Annotated in this window: 18 protein-coding genes; 1 reads left to right on the top strand and 17 read right to left on the bottom strand. The window is 68.2% G+C overall.

Annotation, left to right across the window (positions count from 1 at the left end):
- Positions 1-6: 6 nt before the first annotated feature.
- The 6 genes from ACZK1G_RS03220 to ACZK1G_RS03195 all read right to left on the bottom strand — a co-directional run bounded on the left by ACZK1G_RS03220 (position 7) and on the right by ACZK1G_RS03195 (position 8,694).
- The gene (locus ACZK1G_RS03220) at positions 7-2,208 is read right to left on the bottom strand and encodes a cellulose biosynthesis cyclic di-GMP-binding regulatory protein BcsB (RefSeq protein WP_101764926.1); all 2,202 of its coding nucleotides are present in this window, start codon (positions 2,206-2,208) and stop codon (positions 7-9) included.
- Positions 2,205-3,389 carry a non-hydrolyzing UDP-N-acetylglucosamine 2-epimerase gene (gene wecB, locus ACZK1G_RS03215; protein ID WP_101764925.1) on the bottom strand — a complete coding sequence of 395 codons (1,185 nt, stop codon included), beginning with the start codon at positions 3,387-3,389 and terminating at the stop codon, positions 2,205-2,207. The genes ACZK1G_RS03220 and wecB overlap by 4 nt, the downstream gene beginning before the upstream one ends.
- 266 nt (positions 3,390-3,655) lie before the next feature.
- Entirely contained in the window at positions 3,656-4,693 is a 1,038-nt protein-coding gene (locus ACZK1G_RS03210; RefSeq protein WP_014035948.1) for a fimbrial protein, read from the bottom strand.
- Complete coding sequence (locus ACZK1G_RS03205; RefSeq protein ID WP_049443117.1) at positions 4,684-7,248, bottom strand: fimbria/pilus outer membrane usher protein; 2,565 nt, start codon at positions 7,246-7,248, stop codon at positions 4,684-4,686. Before ACZK1G_RS03205 ends, ACZK1G_RS03210 begins: the two co-directional genes overlap by 10 nt.
- A gap of 92 nt (positions 7,249-7,340) precedes the next feature.
- Entirely contained in the window at positions 7,341-8,069 is a 729-nt protein-coding gene (locus ACZK1G_RS03200) for a fimbrial biogenesis chaperone (RefSeq protein WP_014035946.1), read from the bottom strand.
- Positions 8,070-8,154: 85 nt separating this feature from the next.
- Positions 8,155-8,694, bottom strand: a complete 540-nt coding sequence (locus tag ACZK1G_RS03195) for a fimbrial protein (protein WP_049443116.1) — start codon at positions 8,692-8,694, stop codon at positions 8,155-8,157.
- Positions 8,695-9,153: 459 nt separating this feature from the next.
- On the opposite strand from ACZK1G_RS03195, the gene ACZK1G_RS03190 reads away from it, so the two are divergent.
- Positions 9,154-9,519 carry a hypothetical protein gene (locus ACZK1G_RS03190; RefSeq protein WP_014645902.1) on the top strand — a complete coding sequence of 122 codons (366 nt, stop codon included), beginning with the start codon at positions 9,154-9,156 and terminating at the stop codon, positions 9,517-9,519.
- Between the two features lie 16 nt (positions 9,520-9,535).
- Here ACZK1G_RS03190 and pncB read toward each other — a convergent pair whose 3' ends face one another.
- The 11 genes from pncB to xpsH all read right to left on the bottom strand — a co-directional run bounded on the left by pncB (position 9,536) and on the right by xpsH (position 20,342).
- Positions 9,536-10,717, bottom strand: coding sequence for a nicotinate phosphoribosyltransferase (gene pncB / locus ACZK1G_RS03185; protein WP_049443115.1), 1,182 nt, complete (start codon positions 10,715-10,717; stop codon positions 9,536-9,538).
- A gap of 107 nt (positions 10,718-10,824) precedes the next feature.
- Positions 10,825-11,664 carry a glycosyltransferase family 2 protein gene (locus ACZK1G_RS03180; RefSeq protein ID WP_049443114.1) on the bottom strand — a complete coding sequence of 280 codons (840 nt, stop codon included), beginning with the start codon at positions 11,662-11,664 and terminating at the stop codon, positions 10,825-10,827.
- The gene (locus ACZK1G_RS03175) at positions 11,661-12,512 is read right to left on the bottom strand and encodes a glycosyltransferase family 2 protein (protein WP_049443113.1); all 852 of its coding nucleotides are present in this window, start codon (positions 12,510-12,512) and stop codon (positions 11,661-11,663) included. Before ACZK1G_RS03175 ends, ACZK1G_RS03180 begins: the two co-directional genes overlap by 4 nt.
- A 599-nt stretch (positions 12,513-13,111) precedes the next feature.
- Positions 13,112-15,313: a type II secretion system secretin GspD gene (gspD, locus tag ACZK1G_RS03170; RefSeq protein WP_119007455.1), complete on the bottom strand. Its 2,202-nt coding sequence runs from the start codon at positions 15,311-15,313 to the stop codon at positions 13,112-13,114.
- Positions 15,314-15,322: 9 nt separating this feature from the next.
- Entirely contained in the window at positions 15,323-16,111 is a 789-nt protein-coding gene (locus ACZK1G_RS03165; RefSeq protein WP_049443111.1) for a hypothetical protein, read from the bottom strand.
- Positions 16,101-16,826: a type II secretion system protein GspM gene (gene gspM, locus ACZK1G_RS03160; protein ID WP_049443110.1), complete on the bottom strand. Its 726-nt coding sequence runs from the start codon at positions 16,824-16,826 to the stop codon at positions 16,101-16,103. Before gspM ends, ACZK1G_RS03165 begins: the two co-directional genes overlap by 11 nt.
- Positions 16,801-17,946: a PilN domain-containing protein gene (locus ACZK1G_RS03155; RefSeq protein ID WP_049443109.1), complete on the bottom strand. Its 1,146-nt coding sequence runs from the start codon at positions 17,944-17,946 to the stop codon at positions 16,801-16,803. Before ACZK1G_RS03155 ends, gspM begins: the two co-directional genes overlap by 26 nt.
- Entirely contained in the window at positions 17,943-18,806 is an 864-nt protein-coding gene (locus ACZK1G_RS03150; protein ID WP_014035936.1) for a type II secretion system minor pseudopilin, read from the bottom strand. The genes ACZK1G_RS03155 and ACZK1G_RS03150 overlap by 4 nt, the downstream gene beginning before the upstream one ends.
- Positions 18,803-19,435, bottom strand: coding sequence for a type II secretion system protein J (locus ACZK1G_RS03145; RefSeq protein WP_049443108.1), 633 nt, complete (start codon positions 19,433-19,435; stop codon positions 18,803-18,805). Before ACZK1G_RS03145 ends, ACZK1G_RS03150 begins: the two co-directional genes overlap by 4 nt.
- The gene (xpsI, locus tag ACZK1G_RS03140) at positions 19,432-19,851 is read right to left on the bottom strand and encodes a type II secretion system protein XpsI (protein WP_049443107.1); all 420 of its coding nucleotides are present in this window, start codon (positions 19,849-19,851) and stop codon (positions 19,432-19,434) included. The genes ACZK1G_RS03145 and xpsI overlap by 4 nt, the downstream gene beginning before the upstream one ends.
- A complete protein-coding gene (gene xpsH / locus ACZK1G_RS03135; RefSeq protein ID WP_049443106.1) occupies positions 19,848-20,342 on the bottom strand; it encodes a type II secretion system protein XpsH in 495 nt (164 codons plus the stop codon). The genes xpsI and xpsH overlap by 4 nt, the downstream gene beginning before the upstream one ends.
- Between the last annotated feature and the right edge of the window lies 1 nt (position 20,343).

Below are 20,343 nucleotides of genomic sequence, written 5' to 3'. Positions count from 1 at the left end.
GATGGATCAGTGCCCTGCGTTGGCGGACTTGCGGCGGCGCACCTGGGTAACGCGGGCGGCCAGCAGCGCGAACACGATCACGCCGACCAGCAGCAGCAACCACACCATGTGCCGTTCCCACTTCGATTGCGGATTGCCGTCCTGCGCGATACGCGTGCCATAGGGATCCTGGCGGTCGAATTCGCGCACGGCATCACTGCCGTCGAGCACGGCAAGATCGCCCCGCAGCAGCCGGAACGGCGCGCCGAACGACGGTGCCTGCGCACCGAGGTCGCTGTAGAGCACGCCCAGCTGGCCGCCGGACGACCCCACCTGCACCACGGCAGCACGATCCAGCCCGCTGACATCCAGCAGCGGCTGCGACGTGCCGCCGATCAGCAGGTGGCCATCCTTCAGGCCGGCCACATCGACACCGGCCGGTACCACGCCGAAGGCCAGCCACGGTGCGCCCGGGCTGACCGCGGCACCGGCGTCGACCACCTTCAGTTCCGACGCTTCCGGCAAGGCGCCCACTGCACTGGCCACCGCGATGACCTTGCCCAGCGAGGCCGGCGCATCCTGCAGCCAGGTGCCGGGCACGAACACCTGGTTGCCGCGCGACAACTGGCTGCTGGCACCAACGAAGTCACTGCCCAGCGAACGCTTGGCCAGGGTCAGGTGGCTGCTGGGCAGGATCGAGACCGGGTAGCCGGTGGCCGGATCGTGGCAGTACGGCCGTGCCGGCTGGCGCAGGAAGCTGACACGGATCTCGTTGCGCGCCGACAGGGCGTAGGCCGGCACCTTGGCCACCAGCCGTTGCGGCTGGCCGTTGGCCGACAACACCTTGCCACCCAGCAGGTAATCGTTGAAGTAGATCGTCGCCACCGCGCCCTGCCCGGCCGCGTTGGGTGCCGCCGAGACATCGATCACCACTTCCTCGGGCAGGCGCCCATCGGCCGACAGCGCGCCGAGGTCGAAGCTGGCACTGCGATCGGCGCGGGTCACCACCTCCATCGTGCCGGCGATGTTGCCGAGCCGGCTCAACAGCACCTGGTCTCCGTCGAGCTTCGGCGTGCCCGCTTGGCTGACCTGCAGGCTGCGGCCCAGCGCGTAGCTGCGCCACTGTTCGGCGAACAACCCGGCGACCTTGCCTGCCGCCGCCGGGTCGACCACCAGCGTCGGACGGCCGGCAACGGCAACCACGCTGACCGAGGCGTTGGCGGCGGGCTTTTCCAGCCCGCCCATGTCCGCGCTGCGCCAGGCACTGAAGGCCGTGCCCGCATCGGCACCCGCGGCGCCGACCTGGGTGGCCAGTGCATCCAGCGCCGCGCGTACGCCTGCGCGCAGTGCGTCACTGCCGATCATCACATCAGCCGCCAGCGGCCCACTGTCACGCAGCGACAGCAGCGCGCCGACTTCGGCCAGGTCCTTGATCGCATGCGCGCGCTCACCCGTGGCCAGCGCGGCGTAGGCCGGCACGCCCTGCAGGCTGGCCGGGATGCTGATGCCGGCCAGGTCGACGCTGTCACCGACCTTGGGCAGCGCCACCACCTGCACCTGCTTGCCGCCGGCCTGCAACGCGGTACCGATGCGCCAGGCGGCATCGTAGGTTGGCGCCTGCAGCGCCTTGCTATCCACCAGCAGGCGCACCTGCGGTGGCAGCGCGCCCCAGGCCTTGGCCACGGTATCCACGGCACGCCCATCGAAGCGGTAGCTGAAGCGCGAGTCCGGCGACAGCCGCAGCACGTTGGCCGGTGCGCTCTGGTCGGCACACTGATAGTCGGACACGATCGACCACCAGCCGACGCCGACCCGCACGAAGCCGTTCTGGCGGGGTTCGCCATCGATGGCCAGCAGCTGGCTGGCGTCGCCCTGCGCGTCGGTGATCGAACGCGCGGCGATCGGATCGCCATCGACCGACCACAAGCCCGAGGTGCGCCCGGCGTGGCCGCGCACATAGCGCCCGTCCAGTTGCAGCTGCGCATCGCGGGTGGCCACGCCGGCCGGCACCGGCAGGTAGATCTCGCGCTGGCTCTCCTGCCCGCTCAGCACCAGCGGCTGGCGGAAGCCGAGTTCGCGCAGGGTCATCTGCCGGTTCACCGTGCTGTCGCCACTCCATTCGGCGAACTGGCCGGCGACGCTGTCGGCGGCATGGGCTGTGCCGACCGCGCCCGACAGGACGAACGCGGCAGCGGAAGCAAACAGGGAAGAGCGGCCGGTCTGGGTCATGGCATCACTTCATGCGGATGGAGGTGGGCGGCACCGCCACAGCGGAGACCGGGCGAGAATTCGGGAAGGGGCGCACCGCGCAGGGCGGCGACGATGCGGGCGCTGGCGCGGCCATCGCCGTAGGGGCTGGCATCGGGGTCGAAGCGGGTCGGCTGCGGGGGCTGTGCCAATACCGCGCTGACCGCATCGATGATGCGCGAGGGCGTGGTGCCGGCCAGCGTCACCACGCCGGCCTCGACCGCCTCCGGCCGTTCGGTGACATCGCGCATCACCAGCACCGGTTTCGCCAGCGCCGGCGCTTCTTCCTGCACGCCACCGGAGTCGGTGAGGATGACGTCGGCGCGCTGCATCAGGCGCACGAAGCGCAGGTAATCCTGCGGTGGCACCAGGTGCACGTTGTCGAGGTGGCCGAGGTGGGCGTTGACCGGGCCCTGCACGTTCGGGTTGAGGTGCACCGGGTACAGCACCTGCAGGTCCGGCCGCCGCGCCAGCTCAGCCAGCGCACGGCAGATGTCCTCGAAGCCCTGGCCGAAGCTCTCGCGGCGATGGCCGGTGACCAGCAGCAGGCGGCGCGCGGGGTCGAGCATGTGGAAGGGTTGGTCGGCCTGCGCGCGCAATGCCGCATCTGCATCCAGCCGCTGCACGGTCTGCTGCAGGGCATCGATGACGGTGTTGCCGGTGACCAGGATCTGCCCGCCCAGATGCTCGCGGGCCAGGTTGGCGCGCGAGCCTGGGGTGGGTGCATACAGCTGATGGCCGACCACATCGACCACCCGCCGGTTCATCTCCTCCGGCCACGGCCGGTTGATGTCGCCGGTGCGCAGGCCGGCCTCGACATGGCCGATCGGGATGCGGTGGTGGAACGCGGCCAGGGCCGCGGTCATCGCCGTGGTGGTATCGCCATGCACCAGCACGTAGTCGGGGCGGACCTGCGTGTAGAGCGCGTCAAGCCGCTCGAACAGCCTGGAGCACAGGCCATTGAGGGTCTGGTTGGGCACCATGACATCCAGGTCATGGTCGGCGGTGATCTCGAACAGCGACATCACCTGGTCGAGCATCGCGCGGTGCTGCCCGGTGATGCAGACCACCGATTCGATATCCGCAGCCTGTGCCAGGGCGCGCACCAGGGGCCCCATCTTGATGGCTTCCGGTCGCGTGCCGAATACCGACAGGACCTTCACCGGAGCGCTTCCGAAGGCCGGCGCGGAAGGGGGCAAACAGCAGTAGCCACGTCTGGATCCTTTCGGCGTTGCCGTCCAATACCCGCAGGCAGGAGACGGTCACCTCATGAGGAAACTCCAAATTCGCGACATACATCACACTAAGGCGTCTGCATGCGCGTCGTGGCATCGATCTTCATCGTTGCAGGATCAAGACGCAGTCAACGCCGCCCGTGGAACGGGCGACGTTGCGGTGGAACGCAGCAGGGGCGTGGCCTGGAGCCGGCTTACTCGTACTGGATGGTGAACGTGGCCTGGCCGTTCGCGACACCGGCGCCGACCGTACCGGCCTGGGTCTGCACGTAGCGCGCGCGCAGCGGCAGCGCCATGACGCTGGTACCCGGCGCCGTGGTGCCGACGTTGATGGTCTGGCCGAAGCGCACTTCACGCTCGGTGCTGCCATCGCGCTGGACCATCTGGATACCGATGCGGGTGGCACTGTTGCTGGCCGCGCTGAGCTTCAGCACGCCCGGCATGTTCGAGCTGTCCTGGTCGGCATCGAGGCGGATGCCGATCTTGCTCTGATAGGCGGCGACGTTGCTGCCCTGGCAGTTCAGGCGGATCTCGAAGTCGCGATCAACGGCCTTGGAGCCGACACCGGTGAAGGTGGTGTTGGGCACGCTGCCGAAATCGACGGCAATGTTGCGGCTGCCGGCCTGCACTTCACAGGTCGGGCTGACCACGGTGGTGCCCGAGCCCTTGAAGGTCGAGGTCAGGACCGGGCGCCCGGGGCCATCGCCGTCGAAGTAGTACGTAGTGAAGCGGCCGTTCGGCGCGATCACGCCCGAGCCGGTCTGCGCAGCCGTCTTGATCAGCTGGATGCGGAACTGGCCACCGATGAGGCTGACCACGGAACCGCCACCGAAGTTGATCGAGTGCGGGTAGTAGGTCTGGATCGCGCCCGAATCGCGGTACAGGCGGATGCCGACGCCTGCCACATCGGTTTCATAGACGTTCGAGAAGCCGGCCACCGGGCGCTTCTGCGCCGCATTGACGTACTCACCGATCGAACGACCGCCGGTCCAGGAATCGCAGCGGGCAACGCTGTTCTGCTGGGTGATCGGTTCGCTGATTTCCTTGATCACGCCACCGACCGGGGTGCTGGGCAGGATCACGATCTGGCCCATGTCCATGGTCACGTCCTGGGCGATGAACCAGCTGTTCTGGATGCGGCAGGCGGCGCTCGCCTGCTGTGCCAGCAGCACGCCGCCCAGTACGGCCAGCGCGGCCAGCGCCTTGCGGCCACGGGAAGAAATCATCGGCATGCTGCCTCCAGCGGGATGAAGCCGGTCTTGGACGCATCAGCGCCCGCCGGAACCTGGTAATCGATGGTGCAGCGCTGGTCGGCACCGGCGCCCCACTCCACCAGCAGGCGGCCCTGGGTGTGCTCGCTGCGCACGTACAGGCGGCCGCCCTGGCTGACCATGCCCACCGGCTGGCCCTGCTCATCCTTGACCTGCGCACCGAACGGCATGCTGCGGCCATCGGCGTTGCGCACCTGGATCAGCAGCGCGTTGCCCTTGCGGGTATCGAAGCGCAGGTAGCTGATGGCACCGGCGAACGGCGCGATCGACTGGCTGGTGCTCTCCAGTTCGACGTCGTGGGCCATGCCCTGCGGATCGAGGGTGACGGTGTTGAGACGGTACGGAGACACGTACGGCACCACGGCGTAGCCGCGGCCATCGACGCGCAGGCCCGGCGCGTTGCTGACGATCGCATCGCGCGCGCCCGGCGCTTCGACCAGCACCATGGTGTCGCCACGCTGCGGGGTGAAGGTGAAGCCACCCGGATGCACCACCACGCTGCCGTTGGCGCCGACCGACGCTTGGCGGAAATCACGCGAGTGGCTGTAGGTGGCGTTCAGCGCGGAGTAGCGGCTGCGGTATTCGGCATTGGCGATCGCGGTGGTGCCACCCTCGCGGGAATCGGACAGGGCTGCGCCGTAGCTGAAGTTGTTGTCGATGCCGGCCGAACCGGTGATGCCGACGCGGCTGTTGTCGTAGCCACCGCGGTCGCGCGCGCCGAGGTCGGCGCTGAACGACACCGGGTGGGTGCCACGGCCCAGCGGCACGCTCATCGACAGCAGGTACTGGGTGTCGGAACGGCCGAGCACGCCTTCTTCGGTGCGCAGCGCCGAGAAGCCGTAGTTCACCGAGCGCCAGGCGTTGTTGTAGCCCACCTGGTACTGCTTGGAGGTGCCGGAACGGTCGTAGAAGTCACGCACCGAACCGGTCACGTACAGCGCACCGCCACGGCGGCCCAGCGGCTGGTTCAGGGTCACCTGGAACTGGCTGCGCTGACGGCCACGGGTGGTCGGATCGATGCCGCGCTTGTCCGAATCACGGCCATACAGCGCGTCCTGCAGGCTGTAGAAGCCTTCGGTCGAATAGCGGTAGGCGGCCAAGGTCAGGTTGGTCCCGGTCTCGCCGATCATGTTGCTGTAGCTCAACCGCACGCTGGCGCCGGTATGGTCGCCGTAGTGGTCGAACGAGGTCCGTGCGTGGGTGACGTCGGCGGCGAAAGCACCGATGCGCGTGGACAGGCCCACGCCGTACAGCAGCGACAGGTAGCCTTCGCTCAGCGCACTGCCGCCGTACAGGGTCAACTGGTTGCCGATGCCACGCTGGTAGGTGCCCTGCACCAGCCACGGCTCATCGGCCAGCAGCTTGTTGCGCACCTGGCCGGCGGTCAACGAGTAGCGCGACACGCCTTCGCGCAGCATCTGCGGCACCGAACCGAACGGCACCTTGAATTCGCGGCGGCGGCCGTCGGCCTCGATCACGCTCACTTCCAGGTCGCCGCCGTAGCCGGTCGGGTACAGGTCGTCGATGACGAAGCTGCCCGGCGATACGGTGGAGGAGTAGATCAGCTGCTGGTTCTGGCGCACTTCGATGCGCGCGTTGGTTTCGGCAATGCCGCGCACGACCGGCGCGTAACCGCGCAGCGAGTCGGGCAGCATGCGGTCGTCGCTGGCCAGGCTGGCACCACGGTAGCCGATCGAATCGAACAGTTCGCCAGTGGTGTAGGCCTCACCAATGGTGAGCATGCCGCGCACCTGCGGGATGCCGCGCTGCGCATAGGTGGCAATGCTCTGCCAGTGGCGGCCGTTGCCTTCGGACCAGGTCAGGTTGGAATCGTGGCGGAACTGCCAGCCCCCCAGGTTGAGGCCGGCGTTGAGGCCGAGGTAGGCGCTGCGGTTGCGCTGGCCACCTTCGACGCGGCTGTCGCTGTCGATGGCATTGAAGCTGTAGCCGACGAAGCCCGCATTGATGCCGCGGTCCCACAGCGACGGATTGACGTAGCCGCGCGCCTCGCGGCGCAGGAACACCTGCGGAATGCTGAGGTCGTAGCGCAGGTTGCCGCTGTCATAGATGCCGTAGGCATTGGCCATGCGCTGCTGCACCGGCACGCAGCTGGTCTTGTCGGTCGGCAGCGTCGGGTCCTGCTGCAGCAGCACGGCCTCGCTGTCCACACCCATTTCTTCCAGCATCGGCAGCGGCAGGCAGGCGTCGACGCGGCCCTGCTCATCGGCCTTGAACTGCAGATCGCGACGGCCCTGCCAGCCACCGTTGACGTAGACGTCGACGCGGTAGGTGCCGGCCACCATCGGGTTGCCATTGGTGAAGGACGCCAGATCGACCTGCTTGGCCTGGCCGGAGAGGAAGCTGGAGTTGAACTGGGCCGACTCGGGTGCACGCGCATTGGCCGCACCGCTCTGCGCCATCAGCGCCTGTTCGCCGAGATTGGCCGGCGCAGCCAGCGCCCATCCTGGGCAGGCCACGCCAGCAACCAGCAGGCAGATCGCCTGGTGGATCGACAATGTCAATCTGTTTCCGATCACACTGACATTCCTTCAATTCGCCGCACGGCGGCGGTGGCGGGATGCGCAGGCCCATGGCCGGCGCGGCGCGTTCAGCCCCCGGTACTGCCGAGGCGGACCTTGTGCTCCACCCGACCGCCGTAATCGTTGATGGTGATGAAGCGCACCTGGTCGGAGCCCGCCGGTGCGGTGAACTCCAGGCTCTGCTTCGGCGCGACCATGGCGCCCTTGTCCTCGACGGTCTTTTCACTGCTGCCGGTCACGGCATGCACTTCGGCCAGCGTGACGTGGAAGGGGCTGGGGTTTTCCACCCGCAGGCGATCGCCAGTGCGGGTCCAGCGCAGCGCTGCCGGCGCGTCGTTGGCGACGCCCTTCAGGCCCTGCGGCCGGTAGAACAGTTTCAGGCGCGAACGGAACGCGACCTGCAGGTAATTCTGGTCGCCGCTGTCGGCGTTGTCGGGCGACGGCGGCACATCCAGCACGTTGAGCCAGAACACCGACTCACGGTCGGTCGGCAGCTGCGCACCGGAGAAGATCACGCGCAGCGCCTGGCTGCGGCCCGGTTCGACGCGCGCGATCGGCGGCGTCAGTACGAACGGGGCATCGCTGTTGTCGGCGGTCTGGTTGGCGTCGCCACTGTCGATCCAGGCCTGGACCAGCGCCGGCGAATCGCCCACGTTGTCGACCTGCACGGTGACTTCGCGCGCCTGCGCCGGATAGATCACTCGCGTGCCGTTGACCACCACGCCGGCCAGAGCGTTCTGGCAGAAGGGCAGCGTGAACGCTGCCAGCAGCAGCGCCCGGGGAAAGATTGCTTTCATCGGAAGTACTACGCTCGAGGGGTGTGGCCAGGGGCCGCGAAGCACTGGCCGGCGCGTACGCCGGCCAATGCGGGTACGACGACGATCAGTTGTAGATGATCGTGTACTTGACGCTGCTGGTGACGTCGCCCGGGGTGGCGGCGGCAGTGGCGTAGTACTCAGCGTAGTAGTTCAGATCGGCCGAGCCGTCGGTGCCGACGGTGACCCACTGCGAGTTGGTCTGGGCCAGGCCAGCGCCGGCAGCCTTGATCGGCAGGAACTGGTTGTTCGAGCCCAGCAGCTGCAGCTGCACGTTGGTGGCAGCGTTGGCCGAGGCCTGGTTGACCAGGCGGCCGCTGTTGAAGTCGACGGTCGAACCCGGCTCGAAGTAGGTGGCGACGTTGCCGGCGCTGCACTTGGTCAGGTTGATGGCGAACGGGGTACGGCCCGCAACGGCACCGGCGGTGGCCAGGGTGTTCTTGGACACGGTCGGCAGGTTGACGGCGAAGTCCTTGCCGCCCGGGGTCGAGATGGTGCAGGTCTTGTCGGTCACCTTGCCATTGAAGGTGATGGTGCCGTCGGCGGCGTTGGCGGCCAGCGGAGCGGCGGCCAGCATCAGAGCGGCAATGAGATTGATCTTGTGCATTCGCTTTTACCTAACCCTACTGAAGAGATGAGAAGTAGAGGAGGAAGCAAGGAGCACTGCCGGGCTAACAAGACCCATCCTTGCGTCTCACCTGTGGCCGGACTCGGACATACCTTCCCCTGAATCCGTGACGCAAGTATATGCACAACTGTGATGAAAGTCTCATTATTTTTCTGAACGCCAATTCATTGACGCCCTAAATGTGACGTGGTAGGCGGAATCGGAGTCAGAGGCGCGTGGACGATTTGACGGCGGGGCGGCCAGGTCACAGACGACCGTGGATGACGCGTTGAGCGGCGCGTTCGGCAGGCGCGGAAACAGGCCTTTTTCAGGTGGAAATCAGCTTATTTGATGCGCATCACTCTTTCTTGGTGATGGCCCTAGCAGATTCGGATTTGTCCTATTAAAGGCGGATCGAACCTGTCGCTAACTAGGACACACCGAACCAGAGAACGTGTCATGAGGAATTCCATTCTGCTGTGCGTGGCCCTGATGTCCGTCAGTGCGCTGGCCCAGGCCAGCAGCGGCAGCATCCGTTTCAGCGGCCGCATCGCCGAGCCGGGCTGCACGACGAACCTGTCCCAGGGTGAGCTGAGCCTGGCGGCCTGCCCGCCGTCGGCCAAGGGCTCGACGGTGGCCGTAACGGCGCTGGCCGATGGCCAGGCCGCGACGCTGCGCGATGGCAAGCGCCAGGGCCAGAAGCTGTCGGTGTCGGCCAGCGCGATGCGTGCCGGCGATATCGCCTTCTCCGAGCGCTACAGCGTGCAGGCTTCGAAGCAGCAGCCGCTGCAGGGCGCTTACCTGGTGGTCGTCGACTACCTGTAAGCCCTGCAGGCCGGTCTTACTCCGGCTGCGGCAACTCGAAGACCTGGCGCAGGTAGGCCAGGTAACCCGGGTCGTCGCACATGCTCTTGCCCGGCGAATCGCTGAGCTTGGCCACCGGCTGGCCGTTGCAGCGGACCATCTTGATGACGATGTTGAGCGGCGTCGGGCCCAGATCATTGGTCAGGTGGGTGCCGACGCCGAACGCGACCTGGCAGCGACCGCGGAAGTAGTCGTACAGGCGCATCACCTTGGCGATGTCGAGCCCATCGCTGAACACCAGCACCTTGCTGCGCGGATCGACCCGGCGCTGCTGGAAATGCGCCAGCATGCGGTCGCCCCAGTCGAACGGATCGCCGGAGTCATGGCGCACGCCGTCGAACAGCTTGCAGAAGTACATGTCGAAGTCGCGCAGGAACGCGTCCAGGCCGACCACGTCGGACAGCGCGATGCCCAGATCGCCGCGATACTCGCGCGCCCACGATTCCAGTGCCGCCACCTGCGAATCACGCAGGCGCGGGCCGAGGGCCTGGAACGCCTGCAGGTACTCATGGGCCATGGTGCCGTGCGGCGTCATGCCGTACAGGCGCGCGAAGTGAACGTTGCTGGTACCGACCAGCTGCGGGCCGAGCGCGTCGCGCAGCAGCGGCAGCAGACGGGCATGCCAATCCCGCGAGTAGCGGCGGCGGCTGCCGTAGTCGGCGATGCGGCACTGTTCGAAGCCGGGGGTATCGCGCAGCAGTGCAGCCTTGGCCTGCAGGCGGCGCTCGCCTTCGGCAAAATCGGCCGTGGTGGTGTTGCGGAACCAGACTTCGTTGATGATCGCCAGCAGCGGCACTTCGAACAGGATGGTGTGCAGCCAGGGGCCGGTGATGTCCAGTTCGATCTCACCGGGCACGGCCTTCGACGCGCGCAGCTGGATGTACTTGCGGTCGAGGTGGAACAGGCCGAGGAAATCGGCGAAGTCCGGCTTCACGAAGCGCAGGCCACGCATGTAGTCCAGCTCTGCGTCGCTGAAACGCAGGTTGCACAGGTGGTCGATTTCTTCGTCGATCTGGTCGATGTAGCTTGCCAGGTCGATACCGGGCGTACGGCACTTGAACCGGTACTGCACCTGGGCGCCGGGGTGCTGGTGGAGCACCGCCTGCATCATGGTGAACTTGTACAGGTCGGTGTCGAGCAGGGACTGGATGATAGGCATGGGGCGGATTATGCGCCCGGCAGGGTGAACCGGGGTGGCTGCGGCCACGCTCGGCTCACGGGGAACAGCATTGGTAGATCCACGCCATGCATGGATGCTCCTGGGCGCTACAGCGACCTGCGCAGCAGCCTCGGCACCAGCATCAGCGCATGCGCCCAGATCGCAGCCCATACCGCCGCGCGCACCGGCAGCGAACGCTGCCCGGCCTCGAACTTCTGGAAGTAACGCCACAGGCCCCTGTGCTTGTGCCATTCCACGAAGAACGGCCGTGAGCGGCTGGAGACACCGCGCACATGGGTGACCTGCAGGTCGTTGGCGATCGCCACCACCGCACCGGCCTCGCGTGCGCGCCGGCACAGGTCCAGGTCCTCGGCGTGCAGGCGATAGCCCGCGTCCCAGCCACCGATACGGTCGAACAGCGCGCGCGGCATCATCAGCAGTGCGCCGGACAGCGCAGGGACCCGCTGCAGCGGCTGGTGCGGTTCTCGCGGAACCGCCAGCTTCGAGCCCTTTCCGGGCGAACGCAGCATCATCAGGAAATCCGGGTCGCGGCGGCGCACCGCCTCGTCGGCATGACCATGCTCGTCCACCTGTTCAACGCCCAGCAGGCAGTCGCCCAGCGCTTCGGCGCGGGAGCGCAGTTCGGCCAGTGTGTCCGGCTCGACCATCAGGTCCGGGTTGATGAAGGCCAGCCACGGGCTGTGCGAGTCGGCCACGCCCTGGTTGTTGGCGGCGGCGAAGCCGGGATTGTCCGGGTTGCCGACGAAGCGCACGCGTGGATCGTGGCTGGCATGCCGCTGCACGATGTCCAGCGTGCCATCCAGCGAACCATTGTCGATCACCCGGATCTCGGCGACATCCTGCGCCTGGCGCAGGCGCGAGAGGCAGGCATCGATGGTGCTGCCACTCTGGTAGGTGACGACGATGGCGGCAATGGCAACATTCAAACGGATGGCTCCGGCGCGGACGGGACGAACAGGTCGCCCTGTTCCTTCGGCATTATCGCCTGCCGCATGCGCTGCTGCAGGTCGGCGCGCAGCCCGTGCAGCGGGTCGTGCATCAGGAAATCGGCCAGCCGCGGGACCCAGGCCGGCCAGCGCGCGGCCAGGGCCTCCAGATCGCCATCGCGACTGATCGCCTCCCCTGCCCGGCTGACGAAGGCGGTCTCGCACAGCACGTTGCGCCACCCCAGGCCGGCCATGCGCAGGCTGAGGTCGACCAGTGCCGCGTTCCAGCCGGCATAGCTGTCCACGTCCAGGCCACCGGCACGACGGCGCGCGTTGCCGCGCACCAGCACCGCGTGGGTGACCGCCGATGGCAGCTCCGGGTGCAGCGTCGGCAACGTGGCGCAGGTGTGCGCCAGCAGGGCCGGGTCCTGGGGCTCGGGATTGATCTCGCCCAGCCGTGGCCACGCGGCGGTCTCGCCGGCATTGCACCAGGGGGTTGCGGTGGCGATCGCGGCATCGCGGGCGAAGGCATCCTGCAACTGCTGCAACCAGCCGGGTGATGGCACGCTGTCCGGCGCCAGCACGGCCACGTCCAGGCCATCGCAGGCGCGCAGCATCTCGTCCAGATGGGCGACTTCGCCCAGTGGCCGCGCGCGCCGGGTGTACTCGGCCTGCAGCGGCGTATGCGCCAACCAGTGTTCCACCACCGCCTGCGCGCGCGGCCCGGTCTGCGCGTCATCGGCCAACCAGACCGCGGTCCCTGGCGCCGTGCCGGCATCCAGTGCGGCCAGGCAGCGGTCGAGCGCGGCATCGTCCACGCACAGCGGCAACAACACGATCGCCCCCATCCCGCCTCCGTGGTTGTCGGTGGCCACAGCGTAGCACCGGGAGGGTATCGGCCGGGTTGCACCCGGCACCTGCAGAGGCCAGAGCCGAAGCAAGAGCGAGAGCGGGTTCCTGGGGAATGGCGGGGTGGGTCCGGTTGCGGGGGACGCCGTAAACCCATCCCTGGGGGCTTGGCCGCGGCATCCATGCCGCGGACACCCCCGCAACCGGACCCACCCCGCCTTCGACAGATTTCTGCGATCTGCCGGCAAAGGCTGGGGTCAGATCCGTTTTCCAGAGGAAAACGGATCTGACCCCATTTCCTGATTTCGAAATCTGACAGACATTCATCCACGCATGGCGTGGATCTACCGTGTCGACCAAGGTCGACACCTACCAACAGCCGCGGGAATCTGTCAGAGGCGGGGCGGTGTGGGTTGGCAGGACCGTTGGCGCCATGGATGGCGCCATCGAGCCCCCAGGGACGGGTTTACGGCGTGTCCTGACAACCCACACCGCCCTGCCCTCCCTCAGTAAACCCGCTGTTGCTGTTGCTGTTGCTGTTGCTGTTGCTCCAGCTCCGGCCTCTGCGGGTGCCGGGCGCAGCCCGGCCGTAAACCCCTTACTTCTTCGCGCGCGGCTGGTTCAGCGGCTCCATCGCGCGGAAGCGCTTGCTGTACTCGTCGGTCAGGTTGCGCGATTCCTGGCTGTTGCGGACGATGGTCGGGGTCAGCAGCACGATCACTTCCGAACGACGGCTGGTGCGGGTCTTCTGACCGAACAACGCACCGACCACCGGAATCTTGCTCAGCCCCGGGATGCCGCTGCTGCCGTCGGTGGCCGAATCGGTGATCAGGCCCGCCAGCATGATGGTGTCGCCGCTCTGCACCGCCGCTTCGGTGGACAGCTTCTTGGTCGAAATGCGCGGGTTGCAGTTGCGCTCGGTCGGGTTGCAGGCTTCCGGCACGTCCGAGGCGCTGCTGACTTCCTGCACGATGTCCAGGAACACGGTGCCGTCGCGGGTCACGCGCGGGCGCACCTTGAGGATCACGCCGGTGTCGATGTACTGCACCGAGCTGTAGGTGCTGGTGCCCACACCGGTGTTCACCGTGGTGGTGTTGATCGGCACCTTGTCGCCGACGTTGAGCGTGGCTTCGGCATTGTTGCGCACGAACACCGATGGCGTCTGCAGCAGGCGCAGGTCGGTCACCTTGTCCAGTGCGCTGACCACGGCGGCGGCGTTGTGGCCGGTGAATGCCCAGCCCACACCGTCATTGCCGGTCACGCCACCCGCGAAGGTATTCCAGGCACCCGCAGCGGCCGGCGGCAGGGTCAGGCCGCTGAGCGCGCCGGTCAGTGTGCGACCGGCCACGGCATTGTCGAAGAACCAGTTCACGCCGTACTTCAGGTCACCGGTCAGCGCCACTTCGGCCACCTGTGCCTCGATGTGCACCTGCAGCGGCATCACGTCCAGCTTCTCGATCACCTCGCGGATCGAGCGCCAGGCCTGCGGCGTCGAGCGCACCAGCAGGGTGTTGGTTTCCTCCACCGCCGACACGCCGACGCGGTCACCTTCCACTTCCAGGCTGACACTGACGTTGCCGGGCTGGCGCTGCGGCAGGTTCAGGCTGCCATTGCTGCTGCCACTGCCACTGCTTCCGCCCAGCGTCGACCCCAGGTTGCTGTTGGCGTTGTCCATTCCACGATCGCCGTCACCGCCCAGCTGCGACGGGATGGCGCCCGGTGCCAGCGAGGCCGGGCTGGAGCCGCCGCGGTTGCCACTGCTGGCGAAGGCCTCGCTGAGGCGCTCGGCCAGATCACGTGCCTTGATGTAGCGCAGCTCATAGGAGAACAGGCGGGCGCTGCCACCAGCGGTGTCGATGCGATCCAGCCACTGCTGGATCTGGTCCAGGTAGCGCACCTGCGGCGTGATCACCAACACGGCGTTGGCATTCTCCAGCGGCAGGAAACGGAACATGCCGGCGCTGGGCGTCTTGCTCTCTTCACCGAACACCTTTTCCAGGTCGGCCGCGACCTGCTCGGCCTTGCCCGACTGGATCGGGAACACGCCCACCGACATGCCGGACAACCAGTCGACATCGAAGATCTCGACGGTGCGCAGGTAGTTTTCCAGTTCGGCGCGGGTACCACCCAGGGTGATCACGTTGCGGCCGCTGTCCACGTTGACGATGGCGTTGGGACGCGCGTACGGCTCCAGCACCTTCTTCATTTCGGTGGCGGAGATGAACTGCAGCGGGACCACGCGGACTTCGAAGCCGCGCGCGCTGGCTGCCGGCGCGGTGCTCGGCGCGACCGTGCCGGCCAGCGCCTGGTCGGCGGCGACAATGTTGTAGCGCCCACCGCTGTAGACCATGCGCGCGTTGTTCCAGCCCAGCACCATCTCCAGCAGGTTCAGTGCCTGCGCCGGCGAGACCGGCTTGGGCGTGGCCAGGGTGACCGTGCCCTGCACGCCCGGTGCGATCACGTAGTTCTGGCCAAGCATGTCACCAAGGATGGCCTTGACCACCGCATGCAGCGATTCGCCTTCGAAGTTGAAGGTCGCCTCGCCGGTACTGGCACCGTGCAGCGCCGGTGCCGGCGCACGCGCGGCCTCGCGGTTGATCATCGTGCCGGTACCGCGACGGATCACCGCCTGCGGTGCCCCCTGGCTTTCACGGGCGGCATCGGCAGCGACGTCGGCCGCCTGGCCGGCGTCGGCGCTGGGCGACAGGTTGCCGTTGCGCTGCACGTGCGGCGCGGACACCGTACTGCAGCCGACCAGCAGCGCGAGGGCAAAGGACCAGGGAAGAAAACGCAGGTTCATGCATTCACTCTATCGGTTGGTGCCATCGCCCGGGGGCGGCGACGGTTGTTGCTGCTGTTGCTGCAGCTGGCGGCGACGGGCCTGGATGCGTTCGCGGATGGCCTGCATCTGCGCTTCGCTGGGACCGTTGTTGTTGGCCGGTGGTGTTTTTGCAGCGGCCGCCGCAGGCGCTGGTGCATTGCCAGCGGGCGACGGCGATGGGATTGCGGCGGCCGGTGGCGGCGCCGGCGGAGCGCCCGCCGAGGGCGGCACAACAATCGCGCCTGCAGGCGGTGCACCATTTGCTCCGCGCAGCACCGTCGGCGGCTCACCGCCCTGGCCGTTGAACACCGCCAGTTCGAGGACCTGGTTGCCACCGGGGCCGATCACCGTGGCCTGGCGCGGCTGCAGCGCCACCAGCTGCCAGCCATCCACGGCTTCGCCGTTGAGGCGCAGGCGCAGCGAGCGGTTCTGTTCGGTGGTGAACGTGGCCATGCCGAAATCGCCGGTCAGCAGCACACCGGTCAGGCGCAACGCGGCGCTGGCCGCCGGTTCGCTGCCACCCAGCAGATAGGGCCGCGGCCTGCGGTCTTCGGCGAACAGCGGGCGCTCACCGATGGCGCTGTAGCTGTCGGCGCTGGCCATGCGCTCGGCCGCCAGCGGCGGCAGCGATGGCAGCGATGGCGCGGCATCGGCATCACCGCCGGCACCCGGCAGATGGCTGCCCAGCCCGAAGCCGGTCGCCAGCCAGACGGCGGCCGCCCAACCGGCCAGCGCCAGCAGGAAGCCGGTACGCAGGCTGATCTGCTCAAGCTTCATCGGCCACCTCCTGTCCTTCGGACGGGGGCGCCGGGTGGGGCGCAGGTGCGGCCTCGGCCGGCGACGCAGGCGGTGCCGGTGCCGGTACCGGTGCCGCAGCGGGTGCCGGTACCGTGCCATCGGCGGCGGCGCCTGGCAGCAGGTAGCCGGCCAGCTCGAAGGACACGTCCAGGCCCAGCCCCGATTCGTTCGGCGATTGCTGGAAGCGCTGCGCGATCAGGTTGAGGTTGTCGACGAACAGGCGTGGGCTGCCGGTTTCCAGGCTGTGCAGCACGGTGGCCAGTTCGGCCACGCCACAGCGCAGGCGCACCTGCATGGCGACGCGCACGAACTCGGCATCGCGCCGGTTGTCGGTCAGCGGCGTGCGGTTGCTGATGGTGCAGCTGCGGTTGCCCGGGCTGGCCATCGCCACCGCATCCTGCAGCCGGGCGCCCAATGCAGCGGCGGCAGCTTCGGCAGTGGCTTCGCGCAGGAAGCCCGGCCGCTGCTGCAGTGCCTCGCGGGTAGCGCGAAGGCGCTGTTCGATCTGCGGCTGCTGCTGCAGCTGCGCCTGCACGCGCGACTCGCGTTCGCGCAGGGCGGCGACATCGGCATCGATCGCACGCAGCGGCTGGGTGAACCAGGGGTGCACCAGCAGCAGATAGGCCAGGCCCAGCACTGCCAGCAGCAGTGCCAGCGCCAGCCAGCGGTCACGGCGTGCGCTTGGCATCGGCATCGGCCGCCTCCGGGGTCGGTGCGGCGGCCGGCAACGGCTGCAGTTCGGCGGTCATGGTGAAGCGGTCGCGGCCACTGGCGGCGCCATCGGCCTGCAGCACCCCGGTCAGGTTGACCTTGCGCCACTGCGGTGCGTCCTGCAGCAGCTGCACCAGCTGCGATGCCTCGCGGCTCAGGCCGATCAGCTGCAGGTTGTTGTTCTCGATCGCCAGCTTTTCCAGGTAGGTACCTTCCGGCAGGCGCCGGGTCAGTTCGTTCCAGATCTCGACGGTACCGGCGCGCTGGCTGCGCTGCTTCTCCAGGAATGCGGCGCCATCGATCAGCGCCTGCAGCTGCGCGCGTTCGCTGGCCACGCCACGCGCACTGCGCGCGCTGCGCTCGACCTGTGCACGCAGCTCGTCGGCCGCGGCCTGGCGGTTGTCGAGCAGCTGCACCGCGGCCAGTACCAGCATCACGACGGCAGCCACTGCCAGCAGCAGGTTCCAGCGCCGCATCGGGTCTGGCCGCAGTTGGCGCTGCGGGGGCGGCAGCAGGTTCACCTGCAGCACGTTGCCCTGCGCATCGATGGCATCGACGCCCGCCAGCGCATCGGCCCATGGGCCCACGCCGGTGCGCCATGCTTCCAGTTGCCGCAATGGCCACGCCACCAGTTCGACCTGCAGCTGGCCTTCGCCGCCCGCGCCGAGTTCACGCACGTCATAACTGACCTGGGACGATTCGAACGGGGTCTGCCGGTCGATCTCGAAACCGACCACGGCACGCAGGCGGTCGGCCGCTGCAGCGGGCAGGCGCAGGCTACGCCGCAGGACATCCGCCGCCGGCAGCAGCCACACCCGCGGCAGAGTGCGCAGGCGAGGCTCCAGCACGCGGTCCAGGTCCGCCGGTGACAGCGGCCACGGCAGGCGCGCCACCGCTTCGCGGCGTTCGCCGGCTTCACGCCAGACCTGCAGCTGGTCGCCCTCGTGCTGCAGCAGCAGGCGTGCCTGGCCCCAGCCCAATGCCCATTGCCAGCGCACCGGCACCCAGGCCAGCAGCGACTGCCGCCACCAGCGCAGGAAACGGCCAGCGCCCGGGCCGATCCGGCCCTGCACCTGCCGCAGACTGTCCTGCCACGCCGTCATCTTGCCGTCATTCCCTGCTCCCAGCGAAGCACTGTGTAGGTCCGCCCGGGAACCCCGCCCGAGCCACTGCGTACCACTGCCTGCAACACCGACCTGCGTCCACTGCTGTCGATGGCACCGGACTCGATACTATAGGTGCCGCTGCTGCTGGCAAGCGTTGTCGTGCCACCAGCGGAATCTGCATCACGCTCCTGCTGTGCGCGCTGCGCCATCACCATGTCCGCATCCAGGCCCAGCGCGGTCAGCACCGGCGCGCTGGCGAACTGCGGATCCGGCCGTGCCTGGCGGCTGTACAGGGTCAGGTGCGGCAGCATCGCCCGGTACAGCGGGCCGCGCATGCCCAGTACCCGCTGCAGCTCGCCCAGGGTCTCGAACCGCTTGTTGCGCGGGCCGTAGGGCAATCCGGCTGCGGCGTAGTCCTGCGCTTCGGCGCCACCGCCCGGCTGCAGCAGGCTGTCCTCGTCGCGCCAGTCGATGATGGCCCCGGCCAACTGCCGGGCCTGTGCATCGTCTTCGCCAAGCGCCTTGAGGAAGGCGGTCAGCAGCGCCGCATCGGCCAGGTTCAGGTTGATCTTGCCGTTCTCGTCCAGCACCTTGATCTCGATGCTGGCGTCGTCGAACTGCCAGCGGTAGGTACGGCCATCGGCACGCCAGGGCGCCCGTTGCGGATCGGCTGACAGACGCAGGAGGGCGTATTCGAGGCCGGCGCGCGCACGTTCCTGCCCGCGTGCATCGTCGTCCAGCACGCGCTGCTGCAGGTGCTCGACCCGTGCACTCAGCGCGAACGCACCGACCAGCGCCGTCATCAACGCGATCAGCCACAGCACCAGCACCAAGGCCGCCCCACGCTGACGGCTCATCGTGCGCCTCCACTGCCACCGGCACGCGGCGCTACCACCAGCGGCGGCCACGGCGCGCCCCGGGACGGCACGATCTGGATTTCCACCAGCATCGGCAGGCGGCGGGTGTCATCCCAGCGCGGCAACCAGTCGGTCACCTGCCCGGTGCTGGCGTCGATGCCGCGATAGCGCAGCTGCACCGACTTCAGGTTCTCCACCAGCACCTCGGGCGGGCGCGGCGGATTCTCGGCGATGCGCTCGCCTTCCTGCAGCAGCACCAGGTCCAGCAGCAGGCGCTGTTGGCCATCGCGTCCGTCGACCTGCAGCGCGTGCAGGTAGGGGCCGCCACGGCCGAGGTATCCGGGCAGGTCGGCGGCGAACAACATGCGTTGCTCCTCCCCCTGGAAGAAGATCGGTTCGCGGGTGGGGTCCGGAACCTCCAGCGGGGTGCGCAACGCGCCCGCCAGCTGCCTGCGCAGCAAGGACTCGACCGCGCGCATGCGTTCGCTCTCGGCGGCGATCTGCTCGCCGCGCTGGCTGACCGCCATCGCCGAGCGCACGCTGGCAAAGGCCAATGCCAGGCCGCCGGCCAGCAGCACGGTGGCCAGCATCACTTCGACCAGGGTGAAACCTGCGGTGCGGCGCCTCACCGTGCATTCTCCAGGTCGGGCGGTAACAGGCGCAGGCTGCGCCAGCGCAGCTGCTCGCGCTCGCTGTCACCCCAGCGCACCTGCAATTGCAGCTCTGCCAGCCATGGTGTGCCCGGTGACGTGGCCTGCACGACATTGCCGGCGCGTGGTTCCACCCACGGCTGAACCTGCAGTTCCCAGTGATAGCGCCCCTGTTCCCAGTCACCCTGCTGGCTACCCACCTGCAGCGGTGCGTCGATGCCGGCCTCGGCCAGCAACGACTGTGCATGCAGCACCGCGCGCGTGCGCAGCTCGGCATCACGTACCTGTTTTGCGCCGCCGGACAGGCTGCCCAGCAGCAGGGTCAGCGCCAGGCCCAGCAGGGCGAAGGCGATGATCACTTCCAGCAGGGTGAAGCCACGCGCGCGCCGCTTCATTGCGCCCGCCAGGGACCGGAGCGGACCTCGCCGGTGAGCCAGCCGACGTCGACGCGCCATTCGGCACCGTCGCGCTGCAACCGGATGCGGCCACCGCTGGAGCCGCCATCGGGATGGAATTCGATCACCCCCTGCCCCGGCGCGGTGGCCAGCTGGGCGGCACCTTCGAACTGCACCTGCAGCTGTGCCGGCACCTCACCGTGGCGATTGTTGGCCCCCTCCCAGCGCCGCCGTGCCGGTTCGATCACGAAGCGCTGCGGCTCGCCGCGGGCGATTGCCTGCGCGCGCACCATGCGCAGCTGGTTGGCGATGTCCTTGCCGGCGGCGCGCAGCTGCATGCCGGCGAAACCGCGCGACAGGCCGGCGGCCGTGATCAGGCCGATCGCCGCGATCAGGGCGATCACCAGCAGCATTTCCAGCAGCGACAGTCCGGCCGCGCGCCTGCCGTGCAGGCGCGGGCGTGGCACCCGGCGCGGCAGGAAATACGTCATG

The sequence above is a fragment of the Stenotrophomonas sp. 109824_Sma genome (genome assembly GCF_056480025.1).
The sequence above is the reverse complement of the archived record's forward strand: the minus strand, read 5'-3'. Positions and strand labels throughout refer to the sequence as shown.

What these genes read in the sequence shown, in the direction of transcription:
- xpsH (WP_049443106.1), bottom strand. Translation starts at nt 20,342, where the DNA reads ATGACGTATTTCCTGCCGCGCCGGGTGCCACGCCCGCGCCTGCACGGC.
- ACZK1G_RS03190 (WP_014645902.1), top strand. Translation starts at nt 9,154, where the DNA reads ATGAGGAATTCCATTCTGCTGTGCGTGGCCCTGATGTCCGTCAGTGCG.
- ACZK1G_RS03220 (WP_101764926.1), bottom strand. Translation starts at nt 2,208, where the DNA reads ATGACCCAGACCGGCCGCTCTTCCCTGTTTGCTTCCGCTGCCGCGTTC.
- ACZK1G_RS03175 (WP_049443113.1), bottom strand. Translation starts at nt 12,512, where the DNA reads ATGGGGGCGATCGTGTTGTTGCCGCTGTGCGTGGACGATGCCGCGCTC.
- pncB (WP_049443115.1), bottom strand. Translation starts at nt 10,717, where the DNA reads ATGCCTATCATCCAGTCCCTGCTCGACACCGACCTGTACAAGTTCACC.
- gspM (WP_049443110.1), bottom strand. Translation starts at nt 16,826, where the DNA reads ATGCCGATGCCAAGCGCACGCCGTGACCGCTGGCTGGCGCTGGCACTG.
- ACZK1G_RS03200 (WP_014035946.1), bottom strand. Translation starts at nt 8,069, where the DNA reads ATGAAAGCAATCTTTCCCCGGGCGCTGCTGCTGGCAGCGTTCACGCTG.
- ACZK1G_RS03155 (WP_049443109.1), bottom strand. Translation starts at nt 17,946, where the DNA reads ATGACGGCGTGGCAGGACAGTCTGCGGCAGGTGCAGGGCCGGATCGGC.
- ACZK1G_RS03195 (WP_049443116.1), bottom strand. Translation starts at nt 8,694, where the DNA reads ATGCACAAGATCAATCTCATTGCCGCTCTGATGCTGGCCGCCGCTCCG.
- gspD (WP_119007455.1), bottom strand. Translation starts at nt 15,313, where the DNA reads ATGAACCTGCGTTTTCTTCCCTGGTCCTTTGCCCTCGCGCTGCTGGTC.
- ACZK1G_RS03150 (WP_014035936.1), bottom strand. Translation starts at nt 18,806, where the DNA reads ATGAGCCGTCAGCGTGGGGCGGCCTTGGTGCTGGTGCTGTGGCTGATC.
- ACZK1G_RS03165 (WP_049443111.1), bottom strand. Translation starts at nt 16,111, where the DNA reads ATGAAGCTTGAGCAGATCAGCCTGCGTACCGGCTTCCTGCTGGCGCTG.
- ACZK1G_RS03210 (WP_014035948.1), bottom strand. Translation starts at nt 4,693, where the DNA reads ATGCCGATGATTTCTTCCCGTGGCCGCAAGGCGCTGGCCGCGCTGGCC.
- xpsI (WP_049443107.1), bottom strand. Translation starts at nt 19,851, where the DNA reads ATGAAGCGGCGCGCGCGTGGCTTCACCCTGCTGGAAGTGATCATCGCC.